This is a genomic window from Aeromonas sp. FDAARGOS 1408 (assembly GCF_019048665.1).
Lineage (GTDB): Bacteria > Pseudomonadota > Gammaproteobacteria > Enterobacterales > Aeromonadaceae > Aeromonas > Aeromonas dhakensis.
In genome coordinates this window covers 3,925,696-3,950,024 of the sequence record NZ_CP077394.1, presented here as the reverse complement: position 1 = coordinate 3,950,024, position 24,329 = coordinate 3,925,696, and the positions used below count along the sequence as shown (strand labels likewise).

25 protein-coding genes are annotated in these 24,329 nt (G+C 60.3%); 10 read left to right on the top strand and 15 right to left on the bottom strand.

Annotated elements, in window-relative coordinates; translation table 11 throughout:
• Positions 1–26: 26 nt before the first annotated feature.
• Positions 27–932: a LysR substrate-binding domain-containing protein gene (locus I6L38_RS18275; RefSeq protein WP_005307641.1), complete on the top strand. Its 906-nt coding sequence runs from the start codon at positions 27–29 to the stop codon at positions 930–932.
• 62 nt (positions 933–994) lie between these two features.
• Here I6L38_RS18275 and I6L38_RS18270 read toward each other — a convergent pair whose 3' ends face one another.
• From I6L38_RS18270 to I6L38_RS18255, 4 genes are all read right to left on the bottom strand, one after another.
• Entirely contained in the window at positions 995–1,960 is a 966-nt protein-coding gene (locus I6L38_RS18270) for an ABC transporter permease (RefSeq protein WP_005307644.1), read from the bottom strand.
• Between the two features lie 2 nt (positions 1,961–1,962).
• Positions 1,963–3,078, bottom strand: coding sequence for an ABC transporter permease (locus tag I6L38_RS18265; protein WP_043170712.1), 1,116 nt, complete (start codon positions 3,076–3,078; stop codon positions 1,963–1,965).
• An 82-nt stretch (positions 3,079–3,160) separates the two neighbouring features.
• A complete protein-coding gene (locus tag I6L38_RS18260) occupies positions 3,161–4,741 on the bottom strand; it encodes an ABC transporter ATP-binding protein (protein ID WP_043170713.1) in 1,581 nt (526 codons plus the stop codon).
• Positions 4,742–4,824: 83 nt separating this feature from the next.
• Positions 4,825–5,823: a BMP family protein gene (locus tag I6L38_RS18255; protein ID WP_024943029.1), complete on the bottom strand. Its 999-nt coding sequence runs from the start codon at positions 5,821–5,823 to the stop codon at positions 4,825–4,827.
• A gap of 432 nt (positions 5,824–6,255) precedes the next feature.
• Between I6L38_RS18255 and uvrD the strand changes: the two genes are divergently transcribed.
• The 4 genes from uvrD (at position 6,256) to I6L38_RS18235 (ending at position 10,648) form a co-directional block, all read left to right on the top strand.
• On the top strand, positions 6,256–8,427 hold the full coding sequence (gene uvrD, locus I6L38_RS18250) for a DNA helicase II (RefSeq protein WP_201883041.1): 2,172 nt from the start codon (positions 6,256–6,258) through the stop codon (positions 8,425–8,427).
• Positions 8,428–8,684: 257 nt separating this feature from the next.
• Entirely contained in the window at positions 8,685–8,981 is a 297-nt protein-coding gene (locus I6L38_RS18245; protein ID WP_155292456.1) for a hypothetical protein, read from the top strand.
• Between the two features lie 273 nt (positions 8,982–9,254).
• Positions 9,255–10,076 carry a hypothetical protein gene (locus tag I6L38_RS18240; RefSeq protein WP_216988817.1) on the top strand — a complete coding sequence of 274 codons (822 nt, stop codon included), beginning with the start codon at positions 9,255–9,257 and terminating at the stop codon, positions 10,074–10,076.
• Complete coding sequence (locus I6L38_RS18235; protein ID WP_080760895.1) at positions 10,076–10,648, top strand: hypothetical protein; 573 nt, start codon at positions 10,076–10,078, stop codon at positions 10,646–10,648. Before I6L38_RS18240 ends, I6L38_RS18235 begins: the two co-directional genes overlap by 1 nt.
• A gap of 201 nt (positions 10,649–10,849) precedes the next feature.
• Here I6L38_RS18235 and I6L38_RS18230 read toward each other — a convergent pair whose 3' ends face one another.
• The 3 genes from I6L38_RS18230 to I6L38_RS18220 form a co-directional block, all read right to left on the bottom strand.
• Positions 10,850–11,380, bottom strand: coding sequence for a transposase (locus tag I6L38_RS18230; protein ID WP_043170715.1), 531 nt, complete (start codon positions 11,378–11,380; stop codon positions 10,850–10,852).
• 198 nt (positions 11,381–11,578) lie between these two features.
• Entirely contained in the window at positions 11,579–12,472 is an 894-nt protein-coding gene (locus I6L38_RS18225) for a LysR family transcriptional regulator (protein WP_216988816.1), read from the bottom strand.
• A 146-nt stretch (positions 12,473–12,618) separates the two neighbouring features.
• Positions 12,619–13,404 (bottom strand): hypothetical protein, encoded by a 786-nt coding sequence (locus I6L38_RS18220; RefSeq protein ID WP_216988815.1) that lies wholly within the window; start codon positions 13,402–13,404, stop codon positions 12,619–12,621.
• 234 nt (positions 13,405–13,638) lie between these two features.
• On the opposite strand from I6L38_RS18220, the gene I6L38_RS18215 reads away from it, so the two are divergent.
• The gene (locus I6L38_RS18215) at positions 13,639–13,983 is read left to right on the top strand and encodes an SH3 domain-containing protein (protein ID WP_254204169.1); all 345 of its coding nucleotides are present in this window, start codon (positions 13,639–13,641) and stop codon (positions 13,981–13,983) included.
• Between the two features lie 95 nt (positions 13,984–14,078).
• On the opposite strand, the gene I6L38_RS18210 is transcribed toward I6L38_RS18215, so the two are convergent.
• Positions 14,079–15,482: a hypothetical protein gene (locus tag I6L38_RS18210; RefSeq protein ID WP_216988814.1), complete on the bottom strand. Its 1,404-nt coding sequence runs from the start codon at positions 15,480–15,482 to the stop codon at positions 14,079–14,081.
• 228 nt (positions 15,483–15,710) lie between these two features.
• Positions 15,711–15,908, bottom strand: coding sequence for a putative selenium delivery protein YdfZ (gene ydfZ / locus I6L38_RS18205; RefSeq protein WP_010635475.1), 198 nt, complete (start codon positions 15,906–15,908; stop codon positions 15,711–15,713).
• A gap of 263 nt (positions 15,909–16,171) precedes the next feature.
• Here ydfZ and I6L38_RS18200 point away from each other — a divergent pair, with 263 nt between their 5' ends.
• Together I6L38_RS18200 and I6L38_RS18195 are read left to right on the top strand one after the other, a co-directional pair.
• A complete protein-coding gene (locus I6L38_RS18200) occupies positions 16,172–16,672 on the top strand; it encodes a DUF1993 domain-containing protein (RefSeq protein ID WP_017778633.1) in 501 nt (166 codons plus the stop codon).
• A gap of 188 nt (positions 16,673–16,860) precedes the next feature.
• Positions 16,861–17,526: a hypothetical protein gene (locus tag I6L38_RS18195; RefSeq protein WP_017785254.1), complete on the top strand. Its 666-nt coding sequence runs from the start codon at positions 16,861–16,863 to the stop codon at positions 17,524–17,526.
• Positions 17,527–17,605: 79 nt separating this feature from the next.
• On the opposite strand, the gene I6L38_RS18190 is transcribed toward I6L38_RS18195, so the two are convergent.
• The 4 genes from I6L38_RS18190 to I6L38_RS18175 all read right to left on the bottom strand — a co-directional run bounded on the left by I6L38_RS18190 (position 17,606) and on the right by I6L38_RS18175 (position 19,893).
• Positions 17,606–18,055: an SRPBCC family protein gene (locus tag I6L38_RS18190; protein WP_005307686.1), complete on the bottom strand. Its 450-nt coding sequence runs from the start codon at positions 18,053–18,055 to the stop codon at positions 17,606–17,608.
• 78 nt (positions 18,056–18,133) lie between these two features.
• Complete coding sequence (locus tag I6L38_RS18185; RefSeq protein WP_117405644.1) at positions 18,134–18,646, bottom strand: cupin domain-containing protein; 513 nt, start codon at positions 18,644–18,646, stop codon at positions 18,134–18,136.
• Positions 18,647–18,770: 124 nt separating this feature from the next.
• Positions 18,771–19,133, bottom strand: a complete 363-nt coding sequence (locus tag I6L38_RS18180) for a cystatin domain-containing protein (RefSeq protein ID WP_201883114.1) — start codon at positions 19,131–19,133, stop codon at positions 18,771–18,773.
• Between the two features lie 103 nt (positions 19,134–19,236).
• Positions 19,237–19,893 (bottom strand): DUF3313 domain-containing protein, encoded by a 657-nt coding sequence (locus I6L38_RS18175; RefSeq protein WP_017788679.1) that lies wholly within the window; start codon positions 19,891–19,893, stop codon positions 19,237–19,239.
• Positions 19,894–20,163: 270 nt separating this feature from the next.
• On the opposite strand from I6L38_RS18175, the gene I6L38_RS18170 reads away from it, so the two are divergent.
• The gene (locus I6L38_RS18170) at positions 20,164–20,838 is read left to right on the top strand and encodes a chromophore lyase CpcT/CpeT (RefSeq protein ID WP_201883112.1); all 675 of its coding nucleotides are present in this window, start codon (positions 20,164–20,166) and stop codon (positions 20,836–20,838) included.
• A gap of 9 nt (positions 20,839–20,847) precedes the next feature.
• Here I6L38_RS18170 and I6L38_RS18165 read toward each other — a convergent pair whose 3' ends face one another.
• Positions 20,848–21,732, bottom strand: a complete 885-nt coding sequence (locus tag I6L38_RS18165; RefSeq protein WP_201883110.1) for a LysR family transcriptional regulator — start codon at positions 21,730–21,732, stop codon at positions 20,848–20,850.
• 101 nt (positions 21,733–21,833) lie between these two features.
• Here I6L38_RS18165 and I6L38_RS18160 point away from each other — a divergent pair, with 101 nt between their 5' ends.
• Complete coding sequence (locus I6L38_RS18160; protein WP_005307702.1) at positions 21,834–22,454, top strand: LysE family translocator; 621 nt, start codon at positions 21,834–21,836, stop codon at positions 22,452–22,454.
• A gap of 96 nt (positions 22,455–22,550) precedes the next feature.
• On the opposite strand, the gene I6L38_RS18155 is transcribed toward I6L38_RS18160, so the two are convergent.
• Positions 22,551–23,660, bottom strand: coding sequence for a YeeE/YedE thiosulfate transporter family protein (locus tag I6L38_RS18155; protein WP_216988813.1), 1,110 nt, complete (start codon positions 23,658–23,660; stop codon positions 22,551–22,553).
• Between the last annotated feature and the right edge of the window lie 669 nt (positions 23,661–24,329).

Here is a 24,329-nt window from a genome sequence, read left to right as displayed (position 1 = left end):
GAAATCACTTTTACTGACAGGTAATAATGTTCGGCTGGGAAGGGATCTGTGAATTTGTCAGCGTGGCGGAGCAGGGGGGCTTTACCCCGGCGGCGCGCAAGCTGGGGGTGTCGGTGGCGCAAGTCAGCCGGCAGGTGGCACAGCTGGAGGATCGGCTGCAGGCCAAGCTGTTGCTGCGCACCACACGCCAGGTGCGGCTCACCGAGCTCGGCGAGATCTACTATCGCCACTGTCGCCAGCTGCTGGACAACCTCTACGAAGCGGAGCTGGCGGTGGGGCGCCATCAGGCGGTACCGCAGGGTACCCTGCGCATCACGGCCCCGGTCTCCTACGGCGAGAGCCGCATCGCCCCGCTGGTGAACGACTTCATGGTGCGCTTTCCCCAGCTGGAGGTGACCCTCAACCTCACCAACCAGCTGCTGGATCTGGTGCACGAGGGCTACGATCTGGCGCTGCGACTCGGCCACCTCAAGGATTCCAGCCTGGTGGCGCGCAAGCTGGCGCAGCGGGTGCCCTATGTGTGTGCCTCGCCGGCTTATACCGCCCGCCACGGCATGCCCAACAGCCTCTCCGAACTCACCCGCCACACCTGCCTGGTGGGCAACAGCGACGAGTGGCACTTCACCCTGGATGGCCGCCCCCACAGCGTGCGGGTGCACGGCCTGCTGCACTGCAACAGCGGCCACGCCCTGCTGGATGCGGCGCTCAAGGGGATCGGCATCATCCAGCTGCCGGACTACTACGTGAGCGACCACCTGGCCCAAGGCGAGCTTATCGAGCTGCTGCCCGAGCTGCGGGCGCCGGCGGAGGGGATCTGGGCCCTCTATCCCCACAACCGCCATCTCTCTCCCAAGGTGCGGCTGCTGGTGGACTATCTGGCGGAGCGGCTGAGCGATCCCCACCAACCCGCGCTGGTGCGCCCCGTCGGCTGAGCTGAGCTCAGCTCAATAAAAAAGGCCCGCTTGTGCGGGCCTTTTGCATGGCATGAAGGGGGTTATTCCCGCTCCTTGACGTAGGGGGTGCCGAGCGCCTTGGGTGCCACCGCCTTGCCGATGAAGCCGGCCAGCAGGAACACCGTCAGGATGTAGGGCAGTGCCTCGATGGCTTGCACCGGGATCGGGAAACTGCCGATGCTGACCCCTTGCAGCCGGATGGCGACCGCATCGAGGAAGCCGAACAGCAGGCAGGCCGCCATGGCGTTCCAGGGACGCCACTTGCCGAACACCAGTGCCGCCAGCGCCATGAAGCCCTTGCCCGCGCTCATGTTGGGGATGAACTGGGCGGTCTGGGCCACCGCCAGGTAGGTGCCGCCGATGCCGGCCAGCAGGCCGCCGATGATGAGCGCTGTGTAGCGCATGCGCACCACAGAGATACCGGCGGTATCGACCGCTGCCGGTGCCTCGCCCACCGCCCGCAGGCGCAGGCCGAAGCGGGTACGGAACAGCACCCACCAGGCCAGCGGCACGGCGGCGAACGCCACGTACTCCAGCAGGGAGTGGCCGCTCAGCAGCTCGCTGTAGAGCTGGCCAACGACAGGCACGTCATACAGCTCCTTGGCATAGGGCAGGTCGATGGGGGCGAAGCGGGCCGCGCCGGACAGCGCCGGGGTCTGACCGCCCTGATCGAACCAGTAACGGCCCAGGGTGACGGTCAGGCCGGCCGCCAGGATGTTGATGGCCATGCCGCTCACCACCTGATCACCGCGGTGGGTGATGGTGGCAAAGCCGTGCATCAGGGCGAACAGGATGGAGACACCCACCCCGGCACCCAGCCCAATCCAGGCAGAGCCGGAGACGGCTGCCGCTGCCGCGCTGGCGAACGCCGCCGCCAGCAGCTTGCCCTCCAGGGCGATGTTGACCACCCCGGAGCGCTCGCAGAACATGCCGGCCATGGCCGCCAGGATCAGCGGTGGCGCGGTGCGGATGGTGGCATCCAGCATCAGGATCAGAATTTCAAACATGATCAGGCCCCCTTGACTTGCGCAGAGCGGTTGGCAAACGCCAGATAGAGCTGCTCGATGCGCGGACGCATCATGTGCTCAAGGGCGCCACAGAACAGGATCACCAGACCCTGCAACACCACCACTATGTTGCGGTCCACCCCGAACTCGAAGCTGAGCTCGGCACCGCCCTGATAGAGGAAGCCGAACAGCAGGCTGGCGATGATGACGCCGACCGGGTGGTTGCGCCCCATCAGCGCCACTGCTATGCCGGTGAAGCCGAAGCCTTCCACGAAGTTGAGCTTGATCTGGTGCAGTTCACCCTGCAGTACGTTGAGGGCGAAGAAGCCCGACAGCATGCCGGAGATCACCATGGCCAGGATCACCACCTTGGGATAGGAGATGCCGGCATAGGCGGACGCACTCTGGCTGGCGCCGACCGAGCGGATCTCGTAGCCCCAGCGGGTGTGCCAGATGAAGACCCACACCAGGGCCGCGCAGAGCAGTGCCCAGAAGAAGCTGATGTTGAGCGGGCTGTTCGATATCTCCATGCCGAATGCCCCCGCCAGTTCGCTCATCTTCGGCAGCCAGCTCGCCTCGGCGAACACCTTGCTCTCGGTGGCCATGGAGCCCGCCGGCTTGAACACCTCGACCAGCAGGTAGGCCATCAGGGAGGCGGCGATGAAGTTGAACATGATGGTGGTGATGACGATGTGGCTGCCGCGCTTGGCTTGCAGCCAGGCCGGGATGAAGGCCCAGGCCGCGCCGAACAGGCCGCCGGCGATGATGGCCAGCGGCAGCAGCAGGGCGAACGGCAGGGAGTCACCCAGCAGCAGACAGACCAGACCGACGCCGAGGCCGCCGATATAGGCCTGCCCCTCGCCACCGATGTTGAACAGGCCGGCGTGGAAGGCCACCGCCACCGACAGACCGGTAAAGATGAAGCCGGTTGCGTAGTAGAGGGTGAAACCGACCCCTTCACCGGTGCCGAAGGCGCCGTACCACATGATCTCGGCGGCATCGACCGGGTTGATGTCGAGGTAGTAGAACAGGATGGCCGACACCAGGAAGGCCAGCAGGATGTTGACCGCGGGCAGTACGCCCACGGAGATCCAGGCAGGGATACGTGCTTGGCTCATGGGCGAGCCTCCTTGGCAATCTGGTCGAAGACGGGGTTGTTGACCATCAGCAGACCGAATCCGTTACAAGTGGATGTGACCTTCATGATGTGGCTCCTTGTGATTGGCTGGCCGCCACCTCGTCAGGAACTATGTTCGCCATCATCAGACCTATGGTGCGCTCATCCGCCTTGGCTGCATCCAGCTCACCGACGATGCGACCGTCGGCAATGACCAGGATGCGGTCAGAGAGGCTCATGATCTCGTCCAGCTCCACCGACACCAGCAACACCGCCTTGCCCTTGTCGCGCATGGCAATGATCTGCTGGTGGATGTACTCGATGGCGCCGATGTCGACCCCGCGGGTCGGCTGGCCGATCAGCAGCACGTCCGGGTCCTGCTCCACTTCCCGGGCGATCACCAGCTTCTGCTGGTTGCCGCCGGAGAAGTTGGCGGTCTTGTGCTCGGGATGGGGCGGGCGCACGTCCCACTTGTCCATCTTGGCCTGGCAATCCTGCAGGATCGCCTCCTTGTTCTGCAGCCAGCCCTTGTTGTACTGGGGGCGGCGGTGATAACCGAGGATGAAGGCTTCTTTCGCCTCGAAGCGGTTGATGAGACCCATCTTGTGTCTGTCTTCCGGCACGTGGCCGAGACCGAAGTTGCGCACCCGCTCCGGGTCGGCCGGGTGGCTCACGCTCACCTCGTGGGCCTGACCGTTGCCGGTGATGGTGAAGCTGCCTTTGCTCGGCTTGAGGATGCCACCGAGCAGGCTGAGCAGTTCGGACTGGCCGTTGCCGGAGACGCCGGCGATGCCGACCACTTCACCGGCTCGCACCTCGAAGCTGACGGATTTGACCCGCTCCACCTTGGCGTCGTCCACATAGCTGAGGCCATTGACCTTGAGCTTGGCGTCGCCTGGCTGGGTCGGCCCCTTGTCGACCTTGAGGCGCACCTTGCGGCCCACCATGAGTTCGGCCAGCTGCTCCTTGTCGGTATCCTTGGTGGCGACGTGGGCTACCATTTCACCCCGGCGCATAATGGAGACCTGATCCGTGATGGCCAGGATCTCGCGCAGCTTGTGGGTGATGAGGATGATGGTGGCGCCCTGATCGCGCAGCTTCTTGAGCACCTCGAACAGGTGATCCGCCTCTTGCGGGGTCAGTACCCCGGTCGGCTCGTCCAGGATCAGGATGCGGGCGCCACGATAGAGCGCCTTGAGGATCTCGACCCGCTGTTGCAGGCCCACCGGCAGATCCTCGACCTTCTCGTGCAGCGGCACTTCGAGACCATAGTCCCGTGCCAGCTCGCCCAGCAGTTTTTCGGCCGCCGCCAGGCTCTGGCCCAGGTGCCAGCCGTTTTCCGCGCCGAGAATGACGTTTTCTAACACTGTAAAATTGTTCACCAGCATAAAGTGCTGGTGCACCATGCCCACGCCTGCGGCGATCGCATCTTGTGAGCCATGGGGTTTGAAGGGGTTGCCGTCGATGAACATCTCGCCTTTGTCGGCGTGGTAGAAACCGTAGATTATGCTCATCAGGGTCGACTTGCCGGCGCCATTTTCGCCGACGATACCGTGAATGCTGCCTTTACGAACCTTAAGGTCGATCTGCTTGTTGGCGTACACTTCGCCAAACCGCTTATCGATACCCCTTAATTCGATGGCATAGCGATCTGTCTGGTCCATGATGCAGTCCTTGCGGGTCATGAAAAGAGACTAAAAACCGGCCCGTGCGGGCCGGTCGTTGGGTTGAGAGTAGTAGCGGTTACTCAGTATTTGCAGGTGCTGTCGCTCATATAGTCGTGCACCTTGACCTTGCCGGAGATGATCTCGGCCTTGATGGCCTCCACCTTGGCTTTCATCTCGGGGGTGATCAGCTTCTCGTTGTCTTTGTCGAGTGCCCAATCCACACCACCCTCGGCCAGACCCAGGTTCTTGATACCCGGTTTCCAGGTGCCTTTGGCGGCGTCATCCCAGGTCTGGTAGGCGGCCAGGCCCACCGACTTGACCATGGAGGTCAGCATGGTGCCCGGTTGCAGGTGGTTCTGGTTGGAGTCCACGCCGATGGCCAGCTTGCCTTCGTCCTTGGCGGCCTGGTAAACACCGATGCCGGTACCGCCGGCGGCGGCATAGACCACGTCGGCGCCCTTGGCGAACTGGGACTTGGCCAGTTCCGCACCCTTGGCCGGGTCCGCAAACGCTGCCGGGGTGGAGCCGGTCATGTTCTGGAACACCTCGATCTTCGGATTGACGTACTTGGCGCCCTGCTCGTAGCCGCACTCGAATTTGCGGATCAGCGGGATGTCCATGCCGCCCACGAAGCCGACCTTGCCGCTCTTGGAGGCGATGGCAGCCAGGGCGCCCACCAGGAAGGAACCTTCATGCTCCTTGAAGATGACGGACTGGACGTTCGGCTTGTCGACCACCATGTCGATGATGGTGAACTGGGTTTTCGGAAACTCGGTCGCCACCTTCTCTACCGCGGAACCCATGTTGAAGCCGACGGCCACGATCGGGCCATTGCCACGGCTGGCCAGACGACGCAGACCCTGCTCGCGCTGGGCTTCGTTCTGGGGTTCGAACTCCTTGACCTTGACGCCTTTGTCCTTGTTGTAGACTTCGACGCCATTGCGGAACACGGCTTCGTTGAACGATTTGTCGAATTTGCCTGCGGTGTCGTAGATGACGGCGGGCTGGGAGGCTGCCTGGGCAGAAAGGGCAGCGAGAGTGAGGGCGGCAACGGTGGCCAGCTTGAGCACTTTAGTCACGATCGTATCCTTGATTGTTATGTGAGGGTCCACAACCTGCCGGGGCAGGCCATAAAGCACGCCGGCTAACTGTAAGTGAGCCGTGGTACGGGTCAAGGAGATCATAAAGGAAAAACGTTTGCGTTAACGGTTTGAAATATAAGCAAATGACTTTATAAGTTGTTGTTTTGATGCCTGTTTTTAGATTTAAATTCTGTGAATAATTGGTTCCAAATGACATTTCTGTTTGTATTCATGAGGTTATAAGCAAGCGTTTTCCTGAAATCGGCCAAAAAGTGGCTTCCAATGGTGCCAACTGATGGATTTTTCTAGGTTGGAACGCCTCGGCCGGGGTGACAAGAAACCGGGCCATGGTGATCACCCCTACGCCGATTTGGTCTGCGGCGCCGCAGGTCGTATAATCCCCGCCTGTATAAATAAACAGGAGTGGTGATGGACGTTTCAACCCTGCTCGACGGGCTCAATGACAAGCAAAGAGACGCGGTGGCGGCCCCCCGTTGCAACCTGCTGGTACTGGCCGGTGCCGGTTCGGGCAAGACCCGGGTGCTGGTGCACCGTATCGCCTGGCTGATGCAGGTGGAACGCTGTTCACCCTTCTCCATCATCGCGGTGACCTTTACCAACAAGGCGGCGGCCGAGATGCGCGGCCGGGTCGAGAAGGTGATAGGCGACGGTGTGCGCGGCATGTGGATCGGCACCTTCCACGGCATCGCCCACCGCCTGCTGCGGGCCCACCATCTGGATTCGGGGCTGCCGCAGGATTTCCAGATCCTCGACTCCGACGACCAGTACCGTCTCATTCGCCGGGTGCTCAAGGCGCTCAACCTCGACGAGAAGCACTGGGCCCCCCGCGCCGTGATGGGTTACATCAACGGCAAGAAGGACGAGGGGCTGCGCCCCGGCGACATCGACCTCTACGGCGACCCTGTCACCCGCACCTATCAGCAGATCTACAAGACCTATCAGGAGACCTGCGATCGCTCCGGTCTGGTGGACTTCGCCGAGCTGCTGCTGCGCGCCCACGAGCTGTGGCTCAACAAGCCCCACATCCTCGAGCACTACCGCGATCGCTTCCAGAACATCCTGGTGGACGAGTTCCAGGATACCAACGGCATCCAGTACGCCTGGCTGCGGATGCTGGCCGGCGACACCGGCAAGGTGATGATCGTCGGTGACGATGACCAGTCCATCTACGGCTGGCGCGGCGCCAAGATCGAGAATATCCAGCGCTTCCTGACCGACTATCAGGGGGCCGAGACCATTCGCCTCGAGCAGAACTACCGCTCCACCGCCAATATCCTCAAGGCTGCCAACAGCGTCATCGCCAACAACGCCGAGCGCCTCGGTAAGGAGCTGTGGACCGAGGGGGCCGAGGGCGAGCCGATCTCGCTCTACGCCGCCTTCAACGAGGTGGACGAGGCCCGCTTCGTGGTCGGCCGTCTCAAGGACTGGAAAGAGAAGGGGGGTCTGCTCGCCGACTGCGCCATCCTCTATCGCTCCAACGCCCAGTCACGGGTGCTGGAAGAGGCGCTGATGCAGGACGCCATGCCGTACCGCATCTACGGCGGCCTGCGCTTCTTCGAGCGCCAGGAGATCAAGGACGCCATGGCCTACCTGCGCCTTATCAACAACCGTGGCGACGACGCCAGCTTCGAGCGGGTGGTCAACACGCCGACCCGCGGCATCGGCGATCGCACCCTGGAGATCTTGCGCAATAACGCTCGCGATCAGGGGCAGAACCTGTGGCAATCGGCCAAGGCACTGCTCAATGACAAGGTGCTGACCGGTCGCGCCGGCAATGCGGTGCGCGGCTTTGTCGAGCTGATCGACGCGCTGGAGGAACAGGTCTCCCTGTTGCCCCTGCACCAGCAGGCGGATATCGCCATCCAGCACTCCGGCCTCAAGGCGATGTATCTGGCGGAAAAAGGCGAGAAATCCCAGGCGCGGGTAGAGAACCTGGACGAACTGGTCACCGCCTGCCGCCAGTACCAGCGCCCGGACGAGCTGGAAGACATGAGCGATCTCTCCGCCTTCCTCGCCCACGCGGCGCTGGAATCCGGTGAGAATCAGGCGGACGAATATGCCGACGCGGTGCAGCTGATGACGCTGCACAGCGCCAAGGGGCTGGAGTTCCCCCTGGTACTGCTGGTCGGTGTCGAGGAGGGCATGTTCCCCAGCCAGCAATCCACCGAGGAGTCGGGCCGGCTGGAAGAGGAGCGGCGCCTCTGTTACGTCGGCATGACCCGCGCCATGGAAAAGCTCTACATCTGTTATGCCGAGAGCCGCCGCATCTACGGCCGCGAGATGTTCCACAAGCCGAGCCGCTTTATCCGCGAAATGCCCGCCGAGTGTCTGGAAGAGATCCGGCTGCGCACTCAGGTCAGCCGCCCCACCCAGTACGGTCGCTTCAGCCAGAACGAGGTGCAGCAGAGCTTCGACGCCAGCGGCATCAAGCTCGGCCAGCGGGTGCTGCATCCAAAATTTGGCGAAGGGGTCGTGCTCAACTTCGAAGGGGTCGGCCAGCAGAGCCGGGTGCAGATCCAGTTCGACGACGTCGGCGCCAAGTGGCTGGTGACGGCCTACGCCAGATTGGAAGCGCTCTAATCCCCTCACCCTGACCCTCTCCCAACGGGAGAGGGGATCATCCCCGAGATAGCCTTGGTCTCCTTCTCCCATGGCGGGAGAGGGGGCCTGTTCCCGTGATCGTCTTCGCTCCCTTCTCCCCTTGTGGGAGAAGGGTTGGGGATGAGGGGTTCGGAAATGGCTTTGGATCTTGGCACGGCTGGCGCCGTGCAGGACGCGAGGGCTGTGCCCTCGACAGGGATTCGCCCGCCCTTCGGGCTGGGGCGAGTAACTTTTCTTTGCGTGGCCAAAGAAAAGTCACCAAAAGGAAGACCACCTGTGCTTTTTGGGACAGCACATACAGCCGCTTTAGTCAGAACGAAGTGCGGCAGAGCCAGGAGCAGATCCAGTTCGACGACGTCGGCGCCAAGTGGCTGGTGGCGGCGTATGCCCGCCTTGAGGCGCAGAGCTCCCGCCATAAAGAGCAAAAGGAGCCGTTGGCTCCTTTTTTGTTTATCGAAGCTTGGCTTGGAAACGAAGAGAGCGAGACTTTCGGCGTCAAGGGGCCGGTAAACGCCAATGTCAGATTGGAATAGCTCTTATTTCAATTGCCCCTGACCTCACTAACCCTGCTTTAGATCGGGCTTCATCCATCATTCCAATACAACTACAGGTCAGACAGAATGTCTGGAGCGTTGGAAATTTATTTTCTATTCACACCAAATCTCTTTAGAAGAGGATGATGCATCGCCCAATGACTTTAAAATATGTGACCGGCTTATCAAATAGAATTAGTAATGTATGCATTATAGACGAGGAATATTTATGTTAGTTGATTCATATGTGTGTAAATGTTGGAGAAACTTCAGGTGTCCGAGAAAGATTTAAGTTTTACTCTTAGAATTGAGGGTGGTGATGCTGATGAAGGTATCCTAGATATCTATGACGCGGCCAATACAATGTATGGCTTAGCAAGAGCAACAAACCTTGTGTCTCATGCGTTCAGTAATAATGACGAGGTTAAAAAGAAAGGCGATTCTGCTATTGGTGTAAAAATATTCATTCATCCCTCTCGGAAAGGATGTTTTGAAGAACAAGTTAAAATTGTTTTTTCATCTACGGTCACACAAAAAATAGGTCATTCAGTAATAAATAAAAATTTTTTTGATGACTTAACTTGGTGCTGGTCGGAAGCTGTAGGAATTTCCTATACACCGAGCACTCCATTCGTAAAAAAGATATGTTCGAATAAGAAAAAAGAAGGTTTTATACATGATATAGCATTTACTCTTGAAAAACCTTTTATATATATGCAGAAGACTATTAAAAATAATCCAGATGCAAAAATATATATTGAAAGACCAATGGTTGGTGATATTTTATCTTTGGATAGCGCCACATTCAATTATGTGTCTGAAACAATAGTCGAATCAAGAAAATTCAACATCATTGGGAATGTAACTACATTTAATATCCTTAGTGACTTTGGACGGATGTATTCCGACCAAGATAAAAAATTAATATCATTCAATTTGTCTGAACCTAAAGATAGAATTCGAGATCTTGCGACAAAATCCATGAATGACTTTACGAAAAGGCTACCAGGAAAAGTGGTTTTTACCGTTAGTAAAGTTACAAATAAAAGTGGTATTTTAAGACGCTATATTGTTCATGATGTGCAGCCAGTATAATGAAAAAAGAAATTTTATATTGTCTTTTTAATACTACGGACTACTGCTATTCACTTTCTGAGTGGGGTGTTATATGGCAGTCAGTAGGGGTCTTTGCATCAATAGCAATTGGACTCGTTGGCTTCTACAAAATATATCTTGAGCTCAAGGAGTTGAACCGGCAGAGAGCAAAGCAATTAAAAGATGATGAAGATACAGCTAAGTTAACTAGAACAGAGTTTTTCCTCCGGCAACATCGTCGACTATTTGATGATTTTGATCTTTCTCAAGTAATGAACTTGATTGACTCTGATGATATTCGACTTAGAAATGAGAAACTATGGGATAGCAAGAGGAAATTATTAGTTTTTTTCGAAGAAGTGGCACTCTTAGTGTATTCAGGACAATTAAATAAAGAGGTGGCATTTTATATGTTTGGATATTATGTCAGATGTGCCGTACATGGAGAAAATTTCGCTATAGGTATCGAACCATCCCGTGAACATTGGGGTTTATTATATAGATTTGTTGATGACCTTGAAGAACATTTATTAATGCATTCAGAAGACCCACCTAAGAACTTGAACTTATAAATACGTAAGGGCGGTATGACGCGTTATTGAACGAAAATATGGGGCACCCACCTTTCTGACAGCGGCGTAGCTGATGAGGCTACGCCCTGTTTGTTCGGCACAGATATCAGATTACTTAACCAGGGCCGTAGGTTCGATTAGCGAAGCGTAATCGGACGATCGCGTAATCGGACGCTTACAACGGAACAATCCTTGAGAGGTTTACTCCAATCCCCCCAACACCCCCTCCACCGACCCGCACCAATCCTGCGGATAGACGCCGCTCGCCACGTAATGATGGAAGGTGGAATACGGCCAATCGGCCACCCGCGTGACATGACCATGTTTGATCGGGTTGATATGGACGTAATCCATATGGCGGCGGTAATCCTGCTCACCCCGGATCAGGTGTTCCCAATAATGGCGCTGCCAGATGCCCCGCTCCCCGTGGCGTAGCCGGGTCTGGCTGCGGCGCTCGTTCACCGGCAAGGCGCGAGAAAAGTGGCTTTTGATCAGCCGCCAACGCAGGGGGAAGTCGGTGTCCCCCTCCGGCAATGAGAGAATGCAGTGAAGATGGTCGGGCAACACCACCCAGGCGTGAATGGCGAAGGGGTGAGCCTGTTGCACCTTGGCAACGCTGTGGCGCAGCAGGTCGATCTGCTCCACCAGCAACCGGTTGTTGCGCCGCTCCAGCAGGTTGACGGTAAAGAACCAGGTTCCGCCGAGCCACCATGCCCGCCGCCAGTTTGCCATCCTCTTTCCCTTGTTGAGACCGAAAAGCCAAGCATAGCCTTGCCGCTATATACCCAATCACGCGAATGTCCGATGATGCGATCGTCCGATTCCACGAACGTCCGATTACGCTTCGCTCATCGAACCTACATGCCGCATACAGTTGGGTATCGGCGTTTCGCCCGAGAGGCAAAAAAACCAAGATCCCGCCTATCGGGCTCACCTCGGCTGAAACGCCTTGACGATAAATTCGATAAAGAGCCGCACGTTGGGGGACTGCTCCTTGTGGAAGGGGTAGACGGCGAACAGGGCGTGGGGGTCGGGTTGCCAGTCGGGGAGCAGTTTGACCAGGGTGCCGTCCGCCAGCTCGCTTGCTACGAACTCATGCGGCACCAGGATCACCCCAAGCCCTTGCACCGCAGCCTGTTTGAGGGCAATGCCGTTGTTGGCGCAGAAGCTGGCAGGGCGCACGTCCACCGTCAGGCTCTCCTCTGCTCGGCTAAAGCACCACTTGTTGGGGGAAGAGGAGAGGCTGTAGCGCAGGCAGTTGTGGGCCTTGAGATCCTCCGGGTGGGCGGGCTGACCCGCCTCTTTGAGATAGTCGGGGGCGGCGCAGAGCACCCGCCGCACCTCGCACAGGGGTTTGGCGCGCAGGGTGGAGTCCTCCAGGGTGCCAGCCCCCCGGATCACCACATCCAGCCCCTGATCCACCAGATCCATGTAGGCGTCGCTCAGGATCACCTCGATGCCGATCGCCGGATAGCGGCGCTGGAACTCGCAGACGAGGGGGTTGAGCCGGATCAGCCCGTAGGACATGGGCATGCCGATCCTCAGCCTGCCCCTGGGGGTGAAGGAGGTGGCCATGATGGACTGGTCGGCGGCCTCCAGGCCGTCCAGCACGGCGCATATCTGGCGGTAATAGGTCATGCCGGCTTCGGTGACGCTCAGCCGCCTGGTGGTGCGGTTGATCAGCGCGATGCCGAGAAAGGCCTCCAGCTCGTTAATGTTCTTGCTGACCGCTGCCTGTGAGAGGTGCAGGTCATCTGCCGCCGCCCTGAAGGTGCCCATCTCCACCACCCGGCGAAAGACGTTCAGCGCCGTGATCTTGTTCATCCTGCCCCCGATAATTCACCACTGGTAAACGATGGTGCCATCATGGCGCGGTGAATTCACCCAATCCGGCTCGCCGGGCGCCAGGTAACAGACAGGCACAACAAGGGCGGCAGGGCCTTGACCCGACCGCCCGGTGCCGCGGTGGCCTATTGCACCTTGCCGGGGGCGGGGGGCAGGCTGATGCCAACATCGGCCCAGGGGTTGGTGCCGAGCAGTTGGGCGTGGGGCACGTCGGCCTGGTAGCGCATGGTGAATTCCTTTGGACCGTGGGCGAAGGCTACCAGCAGCCCCTGTTTGGCATCCATCAGCCCGGCGTGCATGCCCAGCCCGTGATAGCTGACTCGCACGGCCTTGTCCTCCAGGCCCACCTTGTCGATCTGGAAGCGGGCTATGCTGCCGTCTTGCAGGGTAAAGCCCCAGCGGAACGGCCCGCCGCTGACCACCGTCATCACCTCGTCGATATCGGTACCATCCTCTGCAGAGTTGACGTGCATGCGGCCATATTTGCCGAGCACGGCGCTGCGGGTGCGCTCGTCCAGCGCCATCAGGTCATAGACCTTGGGGTAGGGGCCGACGCCTGTCTCTTCGGTGGCGACGCCACCCCCTTGCACCGCAGGCTCGCGGCCTGCGAGCCTGGCCTGCTCCAGCAGCTCCCCCTGACTCAGGTTGAAGGCTGCAATCAGGGCGCTGTGCTCCACTTTGGTCAACGCGCGGCGGTGGGAGGCCTCCAGCAGCGGCCTGGCGGCGTCGGGGATGTCGACGGTGACCACGTTGACGCCGATGGGGTTGAGCGCTTTGTTGACCGCCTCGACTCCGGTCACGGCGGGGCGGCCATCGCTGAACTGCACCGAGACCAGATCACCGGCTAAGGTGTTGAAAGAGAGGGCCGAAGTTATGGTGCCGGCCAGCAAAGTAATATGGATGAGTTTCATACAAGACTCCTCGTTAAGGTTCGAGAAGCAGTCTAGGGCGGTAGAAAGTGCACTGAAATGGCGCTCTGTTGATATGAAAATTCACTGACAGTAATGAATAGCGGGGAGCAGGATCGCCGGCCCGCCCCGGGGGATGGCGCACCCTGCCAGAGGATGTGAGCCCGGTTGACGCAACTGTGCCCTGCTTGTGGTATGACTCTGGACGTCACTCATCAGAACCTGTTGGAGGATGCGATGATGCTGGTGTTGATCACCACGGCGCACCACACCTGTTACCCCAATCCCATCACCTTTCGGGCCGGAGAGTGGGTGCGCATCGGCCACGAAGATGACGAGTTTCCGGGCTGGGTGCGCACCTTTACCGCAGACGGCAACGAGGGGTGGGCGCCCCTATCGCTGCTGACGCCGATCAGCGCGCAGGAGGCGCAGGCGCGTCAGGACTATACCGCCCGCGAGCTGGATGTGGCGGCGGGGGAGAGGGTGCGGGTGGAGCGGGAGCTGGCAGGCTGGCTCTGGGTACATAACGATCAAGGGCAATCTGGCTGGATCCCGGCCAGCGCCATCGCACCAGTCTCTTGAGGTCCTTGATGGTGGCGGGTGAGGTGTTGTGATCACCCGCCGGAACGATATGGCGCAGCAGACTGACGGATTCTGTGTGAATGCTGCGCTGCTTCTCAATCAAGAGGGGGAGTTTTTCCCTGTCGCATCAGCTGATAAATCAGACGGCCATGTTCTTTGCGATAGATGTCACTGTGCGCACCACCACCACTTAGATAGGCGTTCTCACTGATGAGGCTGCTCGCCTCGATATAGGTGATGTTGCTGCGGGCTGGGCCGCTGACACCGAACAGGTTACCGTGATGATCGGCGAAGGCGCAGCGAATAAGGGTGTTGGTATTGGAGCAAATCTCTGCATAGCTCCTGGCATCGCCGGCATAGCCTCCCCCGGGCGCCTTGTTCATGGCCTGATCATTGATCGATGCTGTCAGCGCTACCTGCTTGACCAGAGGGCAAAACACCGTCGCAGAGGTCGATGTGGCGTTATCGGTCAGTCGGGTCAGTTTAAAGGCTCCTTGCAGGTTGATCAGGTTATCAATGCCCGCCGTGGGGGGCTGGTAGTGATCCTGATAAATGGCCGGACCAAAGCAGGCAGCCACATTGGAAGCACGGCTGCCAAAGCTATGGCCAATCAGCGAGGTCGTGAGTTGCGCTTGCTGGGCTTGAGGCAATGCGGCTTTTACTTCCGGCAGTGTCTGCTGTATCAGCACTCCCAGCCAGCTCAGGCCGAGTTCGTCGGCGTCGCCTGCCTTGGTGGGGAAGCTGGTGAGTCGATAAATCGGTTCAATCCAACTGCTGCTCCATTGGCTAGGCCAGGTGACACCGATAACCAGGGGATTGAAATCGGCAGGGGCACTGCGTTTCACATTGAGCATGATGGAGTTGAAGTTGCGAATGGCCTCTTCTTGCACCGTATTCCAGCCCATGACAATGACCACAATGTCGCTGTAAGGCTTGCCTGTATTGGCCTGCGTCATCAGGCGCTGAATCATGCTCTGTTTTAACAGCTTCAGCGCATCCCAACTGTCGTCATAACCGCAGACCTCTTTATCCTGGCAACGCCGATGCGTGGTGGCCATCGGTAGCATATTCTGCTGGGCGCAGAGTTCAACCAGCTGGGATTGTGCGGGCTCCAGTCGTTGATAAAGGTTATACAAGGCACAGGTATGGTTTTCGTCGGATTGGGGCTGGGCCTGCTCTCGCAGAATATGCGAGATATACAACAACTTGGGCTGGTCTAATAATGCGTCTGTTGATGTTTTCAAGGTCTTCTCTGAGGGTGTACTGACCTTCACGCTTTGCGGTGTAGAGACCAGATCACGCGGGCTTTTTTCCACGCCAATCAGATAACCATCAAAACGCAAACTCAGTTCATCCGGATAATAAAGAACAGAGTGATACAGCATGGTGGTTTCACCATCCGTACTCAATTGCTTTTCTGCCGAGGCAAGCCGGCGTTGAGGAGTATTGGTACAACCCTGTAATAACAGACAGACGATCAGAAGGATTTTCCCGTACATGATTCACTCTCCTTGTTATGTGGCACCCCGATGAGGGTAGTCCGTACAGGTGAGTAGATGTAGTGGAAGGGGTTGAGCCACACCTTGTTCATGGCGATCCCCGTGCCGATAGCGTGCATGCTCCCATGACGCGGTGTGGAGATGGAGGTAGAGCGCAGAAACCCGGCCCCAACGGGGAGCGGCGGCCGGGTGAATTGTAAAGAGTAGGGTGACAGGTAACGCCGGGTATCAGCCTAGTCTAATCAACTCGATGGGGGCGTAGCGCTCCCGGGAGTTGGCCAGCAGCACGCACTGCTCGTGCTCGGCCTGATAGGGGGTCAGGTTGTCGGTGTGGGCCTCTTTCAGTACGTCGACGGCGCCAGTGGCGGCGATCATCACCCGCTGACCCGGTGTGAGCGCATTGCGGTTTCGGTCATAGATTTTCATGGCACTCTCCTTTATGTGGTGCCCGGCGACATGCCCGGGCTGCGCGAATCAGCCTACGCCCCTGCCAAAGAGTGATGCATGTCACAGATCAAAAAAGAGCCAAAGAGGGCCTCGGCATATCGGCAGCCGCAGGGGTCGTCCAATCCTGTCGCTGGGCAACTGGCCGGGGCCGGCATTTTGCGGGGGCGGGCTCGAACAAACGGGGGGATGCGCTATAGTGGATGCCGCTCGTGCAACCGCCTTCAACCAACCGAGAGCGCATTATGAATCGTGAGATCGCCGCCCAGTTTATCAAGATGCTGACCAACCTCGACCACTGTCTGGCCAAGGCCGAGGCCCATGCCGCCGCCAAGAAGTTCAACGTGGAGAACTTCTTCAATGAGCGGCTCATCGTCGACATGCTGCCGCTGGCCAAGCAGGTGCTGATCTGCTGCGACAGCGCCCGCGCCGTTGTGGCCACCGCCAGCCTGAGCGAGCCGCCGGTGCTGGGGGATGACCCCAAGACCATGGCGGATCTGCGCGCCCATGTGGCCAAGACCCTCACCTATCTGCAAAGCAAGCTGGATGCCGACTTCAGCCAGTATGCGAGCGGCCACTACACCCCCTACTGGGCCGGTGGCAAGGGAATGGACGGCCACACCTGCGTGCACGAATACGGCATCCCCAACTTCTACTTCCACCTCACCATGACCTATGCCCTGCTGCGCCAGGCCGGGGTCGAGCTCGGCAAGGGAGATTACCTGGGCGCCATCAAGCTGCAATAAGCTGTATTCAGGAACGAAAAAGCCTGCCTGCTGGCAGGCTTTTTTTATCCGCGAACGGAGGGCGAGCCAGATCTAGCTGCATGGTCGCCGGCGACGGCTCTGGGCATAAAGGCGTGGTCTTCGGCCCTCGCGCGGTTACAATCCGGCGTCAAAGTAGAAAGGGTAAGAGAAACATGAAGATCCGAGTAATGATGCTGGCGGCCTTGCTGTGCCATGGCGCCGCGCAGGCGCAGGAAAGCGTCGCCGCAAGCTGGCCCGACACCCCCGTCACCCGTCTCAAGGCTCAGGCGCTGCTGCAGACCCTCAATGCCACCCTGCTCAGCAACCCGAGCGCCACCGTCACCCTGCAGAACTGGTGCGCCGACCACCGGATGGCCGGTGAGCCGCGCATCCGCGCCCTGCGTGATCAGGATACCCGCAAACCGGCCGATGCCGCCGTCCGCGAGCAGCTCAAGATCGCGGCCGACGAGCCCGTCGGTTATCGTCGGGTACAGCTCGCCTGCGGCGATCATGTCTTCTCCGAAGCGGACAACTGGTACGTGAAAAGCCGCCTCACACCGGAGATGAACCGGCTCCTCGACACCAGCGATACCCCGTTTGGCCTGGCCGTCAAGGCGCTGAACTTCAGCCGCCGGACCCTCTCTTCCACCCTGCTGTGGGCACCCCTGCCGGCCGGTTGGGAGATGCAGATGCCCACCCTCACCAGCAGTGACCAGCCGCTGGCGATCCCCGAGCGGGTGCTGCAGCATAGGGCCATCCTCTCACGGGGGGATGGCGTGCCGTTCAGCCTGGTGGTCGAGACCTATCGCCGCGATCTCTTCGCCTTCCCGCTGGACAAGGCCCCCGGCCGCTGAGCCCGGATGGTGGTTTGGCGCACAGGCCGCCAGCAATAAAAAAAGCCTGCCGGCTGGCAGGCTTTTTCGTGGGCGTCACTCAGCCCGGCGGGATCTCCGGCTCCACCAGGGCCGCCAGCTGGGCCAACGACTCCTGCCAGCCGAGATAGCACATCTCCACCGGGATGGCCGCGGGGATCCCCTCCTGCACGATGACGAGTTCGGTGCCGCACACTACCCCGGTCAGGATCACGGTCACGTGCATCACCCCCGGCAGGTTGGGGTCGTCGAAGCTGTCGGTGTAGCGAATGCGCTTGCCCGGTTCGAGCTCTAGGTATTCGCCGCCAAAGGCGTGGCTGTGGCCGTTGCCGAACTGGGTGAACGCCATCCGGAAGTGGCCGCCGACCCTGGCCTCCAGCTGTTCCACCTGGCAGGTGAAGCCGTGGGGTGGCAGCCATTTGGCCAGCGCATCGGCCTCGATAAAGGCCCGGTAGATCCGCATCGGCGGCGCCTTGAGCACCCGATGCAGCCGCACTGTTCCTGTCTTCATCTCTCTTCCTCGTTGCCTTGGGTCCATCAAGGATAGTCGGTTGCGTCCGCTTGCCGACCAGGGGCCGGCCGCGGCGGCCTAGAAGGGGCCGTTGCGCTCGCGCAGCTGGTCGGGCAGGCCGTCGTGATCCCCCAGCTCGCGCTCGGGTACCGTATCCCAGTGCCGCGCACCGATGAAGCGGTTGCGCTCAGGGTGCAGGGCGTAGTGGATGTGGTTGTCCGCCCGATCGGTGTCGCCCACGCAGAGCAGCCGCACCGGCTGATCGGTATTGTTGATGAAGGTATGGGCCAGCCCGTCTCCCGCCTTGAAGCCGACCGAGTCACCGGGTTGCAGCCGATGGAGCACGCCGTCGAGCCAGACATCCGGAGTGCCTTCCAGCACGTGGACGAACTCGTCCTCTGTCTCCTCGGCGTGAGGCCAGCTGGTGCGCCGGCCCGGCGGCAGCAGCTCGTGGTGAATGCCGAGACGGGCAAAGCCGTAGTGTCTGCCGAGGGCACTGCCCAGAGAGAGCGGCTCCTCGCTGCCGGAGTAGCGGCCGGGTTCGGGCTCCTGCAGCTCGCGCCAGTGCTTGATGCTGGGGTGACGGGTCATAGTGGTTCCTTTTCTATGGGGATGTGGTCACGGGAAGGGTCATCCTGACTGCCGGAGTGCGGGGAGAACAGCAGAGATTTGCTGGTCAGATGAGCCCCTCTGGCGAGGGACCCGATGGTCGCGGCTATTTGGCCTTGACGCAAGGCATGGCGGGCAGTTCCCCCTGGGCGGCCGGCCGGGCCATCTGGTAGTGGCCGGCGAGATCCCGATAGACGCGGGTATTCCACACCTCGCCGTTGTCGAGCTGGAAGGCGATGTCGTAGTTGATCCCGGAGACCACCTGGCTGCGCACCTCGAGAATGCGCTCCAGCCTGGCGGAGGTGTTCATGCGCGCCAGCACGCTGGCCAGCGCCGCTTCGGCGCCGGCGTTCGGCAACGGCTGACTCTGCCATCCGCCGGCCATGGGGGCGCACTCCTGCTGCTGTGGAGCCATGCTGCAGGCGCTCAGCAGGCCGGCAACCAGAATGGGAAACAGCGCTTTTTTCATATCTTTTTCTCCAGCCAATAAAGTAATGACCTTATCAACATTCAGGCGATAACGCAGCTGTCATGGCTCCAAAAGCCCCCCTTTTGGGAGGCGGCCGGCCCGTTCAGCGACCCAGGTTGTCGGCCAGCTGCTTGGCGCGGCCGGCGGCCCACTGGTCGATCATTTTCGCCATCTCGCCGGCGGTGATGGGGCTCTCCTTGTGGGTGGTGTCCGGGCTCTCGCGTGCATCCATCACCCGCACCAGCAGCTTGCCGCTTTGGGAGTCGAGCAGCTGGGCCATGCTGCCCACCCTGAGCAGATAGGGCTCCTTGCCGATCACCTCGCGGGTGACGTTGATGGCGATCTTGGCGGGCAGCAGATCCCGCAGCTTGGGGTCGGGCCGGGTCAGGTCGAAGTTGGTGATGGCGGCCTGCACCCGGAGCACGCCGGGGCCGGGGGCGGTGGCAATCTTGACGCCGTGGCTCATCAGCTCGCGCTGGAAGGTGGCGTGGTAGTAGCGGCCGATCTCGTTCTGCTCGTTGGCGGTCAGCAGATACCACTGGCCATTTTCCTGCCGGATAAACTGGAGCGGATCGAGCAGCACCTCATTGTATTGGCGCAGATCCACGCCGGGCTCCTTGTAGATGCGCTGGTTGGGGTTGCTTTCACTCTGCTGGAAGGCGGTCAGCGGGATCGCCTGCAGGCTGTGGGAGACCTGGTTCTTCACCGCGCAGCCACTCAGCAGAATGGCCACCATGCCCGCGATTACGGCTCTCTTCATCTCTTGCTCCTGATTGCGCTGCTTGTCCGACCCTGGCATCCGCTGCACAGGGCATGGCAAGAGAGATAACCGATTCAAAGAGCGCCCACAAGGACAGAATGCGGGGTGTTCAGGCAGGGTCCAGCCTGGCGTCGATGGCTACCCGATTGCCGGGACATGACGCTAATACGATGATTTTGCTTCGGATCGGCAATCATTTGATCAAGGTTGCGGATATTGACGCCGTTCGCTCATATAATCGCCGCCATGACACTGATTCGGAAGGATTCGATGACCAGCCTGATGACGGCCCTGTGGGGGCTGCTCTTCTCCTGCCTGGCCTGGGCGGCACCCGGCCCCTTCGTCACCACGCCCCCTGACAGCACCACCACGACGCAGCCTGCCAGCATGGAGCCGCTGCTCTCCTGGTTTACCGGCGAGTTCTCCAGCCGCGAGCAGGCCAGCTACGACAGCCGCTTTACCAGTGCCGAGCTGCGGCTGGTGGAGATCTGGCCCGGCTACAAGGGCTTTCGCTGGGTCTATGCCGAGCAGTTCCTGACCGAGCGGGCGGTGCGCCCGTTTCGCCAGCGCATCTATCGCTTCTCGCTGGTGCCCGATGGCCGCATCCTGATGGCCGAGCTGACCATGCCGCGAGCCATCGACTTTGCCGGTGCCTGGCGCCGGCCCGAACTGCTCGACTCCCTCACCCCGCAACAGCTCTCCCTGCGCCAGGGCTGCGAGATCTGGCTGACTCGCCAGCCGTCGGGGGAATACGCCGGCCACAGCAAGGTGGGCAGCTGCTCCACCAATTTCGGCGGTGCCAGCACCCTGGTGCAATACCTCTGGATCGGCCCCCACAGTGTGCGACTGCTGGATCGGGCCTATGACACCGATGCCCATCAGCGCTGGGGCAGCCCGGGGGAGGGCTATGTCTATCTGCGCCGGGTGAAGCAGCGCGGCGAGTAGGGCTGCGCCCTACAGCTGGTGGCGCAGCTCGATCAGGTAGTCGATGAGCAACCGCAGGCGCAGCGGCAGCGGCTCCCTGGCCGGGTAGAGCAGGTTGACCGGGCGCGGGGCGGGCAGCGCATCCGCCAGGATCTCCTGCAGGGTGCCGCGCGCCAGCTCCTCGCTCAGCAGGGCGCGTGGCTGCAGCAGGATGCCGGCGTGGTTGAGGGCGGCCACCTTGAGGGCGCCGCCGTGGTTGCTGATGAAGGGGCTGTCCCACAGGTGCAGCTGTTCGAGGGGAAAGGCTTCGGCCAGGCGCGACTGGCCGAGCCAGGGGCTGAATCCCAGGCAGTGGTGGCTGGCCAGATCCGCCAGCGTGAGGGGAGTGCCGTGGCGTTGCAGATAGTCTGGCGAGGCGCAAAACACCGAGCCCGTGCTGGTCAGTGGCCGGGCGATGTAGCCGGCATCCTTGGGCTGGCCGATCCGGAAGATGAGGTCGAAGCCGTCGCCGATGACGTCCACCAGCCGATCCGACAGATCCAGCTCGATGCGGATCTGCGGGTAGCGCTCCATGAAGCGGCACAGCAGCGGCGTCAGCCGGTAGCTGCCGAAGGTAACGGGTGCATTGATGCGGATCCTGCCCGCCGCCTGGCCGGTATTGGCCAGGGTGTTCTGCTCCAGCTCCCGGTAGTGTTGCAGCAGGCTCTGGCAGCCGGCGAGGTATTCCTGGCCCGCCTCGGTCAGGCTCTGGCAACGGGTGTTGCGATTGAGCAGGCGGGAGCCGACTCTGGCCTCCAGCCACTTGATGTACTTGCCGATCATGGCCGGCGTCATCGCGAAGCGCTCCGACACGGCGGCGAAACTGCCCGCGCGGGCAACCTCGACGAAGATCTCGATGGCGGTCAAGCGGTCCACTCTAAACTCCTGGTTTATAAAGCCCGGCGCCACTATGTCTGGCTGGCGTCGCGGCTGTCAATATACTGGGCGGCAGCCAATCCACGCTGGAATCTCTCTCGATGACGCTCGACTATTACGCCCTCTATCTGCTGCTCGCCATCGGCACAGTGCTGAGCCCGGGGCCCGCCGTGATCTACACCATAGGCAACACCCTGACCCGGGGTGCTCGCCATGCCATCGCCGGCTTTTGCGGGGTGGCGGTGGGCATCCTGCTGGTGGCGAGCCTGGCCTCGCTGGCGGTGCTCTGGTTCACCCGCTGGCTGGCCGCGGGCCAGCAGATCCTCACCCTGGGCGGTGCGCTCTACCTGCTCTATCTGGGGCTCAACTCCTGGCGCCAGCGGGCGGTGAGCCCGGTGCCGGGGGCCGGGCCGGATCGGGATTGCCGTCGCAGCTTCATCAAAGGGGCGCTCATCAGCCTGCTCAACCCCAAGGCGATCATCTTCTTCACCAGCCTGTTCCCCCAGTTCATCGACTTTCAACACGGGGCGCTGGGTCAGTGCATGCTGCTGGCGGTCACCTTCAGCGCCGTGGTGCTGGTGGTGCATGGCGGCTACTGCTTGGTGTTCCACTGGGTAGGGGCGCAAGGCTATGGCGAACGCTTCGCCAGGGGGATCAACCGGCTGTCGGCGGTGATGTTCACCGGTTTTGCCCTGTTGCTGTTGTTTAAAGGACTGAGATAGAGAAGAGGGGGTTGGGGGGCTGCGTGGGATCGGCGCACCGGCGTGGAAGGGGAATAGTGGCGGGATGGCGTTTAACCGCGCCATCCCGTTGTTTTATCAGAGCTTGAACAGCGGGCGCAGGCGGATGCCGATCAGGCTGCCGGCGAGGGCCATCAGCATCCAGACCCAGCCGTGCAGGCTGCCCGATGCCGTGCCGTCGAAGAAGCCGCCAAGGTTGCAGGCGCTGTACATGGCGCCCATCCCCATCAGCAGGCCGCCGAGGATGGAGGCCAGGCTGTTGCCGAGCCGCATCGGGGCGAATTGGCCGCCACCGCTGATGCAGCGCGCCAGCATGGCCCCCAGGATCCCCAGCCAGAACATGCCGACCATGGGGTTGATGAAGAGCGGCTGGGCCAGCTTGGGGTGCCCCTCGAACAGACCGAACAGGGAGGCACCGCGCAGCGCCATGTCATAGACGGCGCCTGTGATGGTCCAGGCAGAGCCGTGCAGGGCGACCACGGACGAGTTGAGCAGAGCTATGATGATGCCGCCGGTCAGCACGGTGAAGCGGCCGTCGCGCCAGAACAGGTTGCCGCCGCTGAAGAGGGGCTTGAGCTCACCGGTGCGCTTGAGTTCGCTCTTGCGAAACAGCAGGAACAGCGCGGCGACCAGCGCCAGGTTGAGCAGCATGCCGCTCCAGATATTGCCGGTCAGGTCTTTTGCCAGCACCACATGGCTGGAGAAGGTGGCCTCCAGTTCGGGGCGGAACTGGTTGCTGATCAGAGTGCCGATGCCGTAGCAGAGCAGCACCAGCCAGAAGCGGGGTTGCCCCTCGCCGCAGCAGTAGAGGGTGCCGGTGGCGCAGACGCCCGCCAGCTGCATGCCGATGCCGAACAGGAAGGCACCGACGATGAAGGGAATGCCGATGGCCATCACGTTGCCCACCATGGCATCGCCAAACAGGGCGTGGCTAAAGGAGAGGAAGCAGGTGAACAGCAGAATTTCGATGGCGATGGTGAGCAGGTGAACCCGCACGTAGTAGCTGTTGCGCTTGGTCAGCATCTCACGCCAACCGAACACGATGCCGAAGCGGCTGAAGGAGAGGGTGAAGCCGAAGCCGAATCCGATCAGGGCCATCAGAGCCCATTTCATACCAAAGGTGTTGCCGAGCCAGAGTAACGCTCCCCCCGCGATTGCCACGATGGGGAGCGACCATTTTCGATTCATGCCTGTTGTTTCCTGTGCGTCATGGATGGAAGCCGTGCATCCTATTCCCACATTGAGTCCGATTCCAGCCCGGATCCGGTGGATGGCCGGAATATTCGGGCAAAACCCCATCCAGATCAATTAACCCTGTGTTGCAGAGCGAAATGAGGATGAATCCGTTTTCGCGCAATAATTAATATCTCTGCCGTCCTTAATTGGAATTTGATGGCGAAAGATGAATTTATATTTTGCGCCACCCAATATTTCTGGGTAGAATCTTGGCGTGTTATCAACAGGTGGAAGGATATTATGGACAGCGACAGTTGTAGCCGATTGCACAGCGCGATGTGGGCTAATCAGAACTGAGGTTGATATCCCTTCTTCTCCCTCACTCTGATCGCTCAGAGTGTGGCATCTAGCGAGTCATCCCGACTCTTGCAACCCAGTCCCGCCGGGACCTGCGTTGCTCCCCGGATTGTTCCACTCCCTCTGCGAGCCATGCCGCCTCGCGCCCCAGCAATTGCACGCCTTGTCACGTGAGCCCTTGGTAATGGGCACGTGTCTGCCCGTCATGGCCGCTCGAAGGTTTCTTCGTGAGCATGGTCAGCCAGGCTGGCGTGAAATAACAGGATGAACCGTGTGTATTGAAAACAATGTTGTTTTCGATAGGACGGGTTGCGAATTTAAATA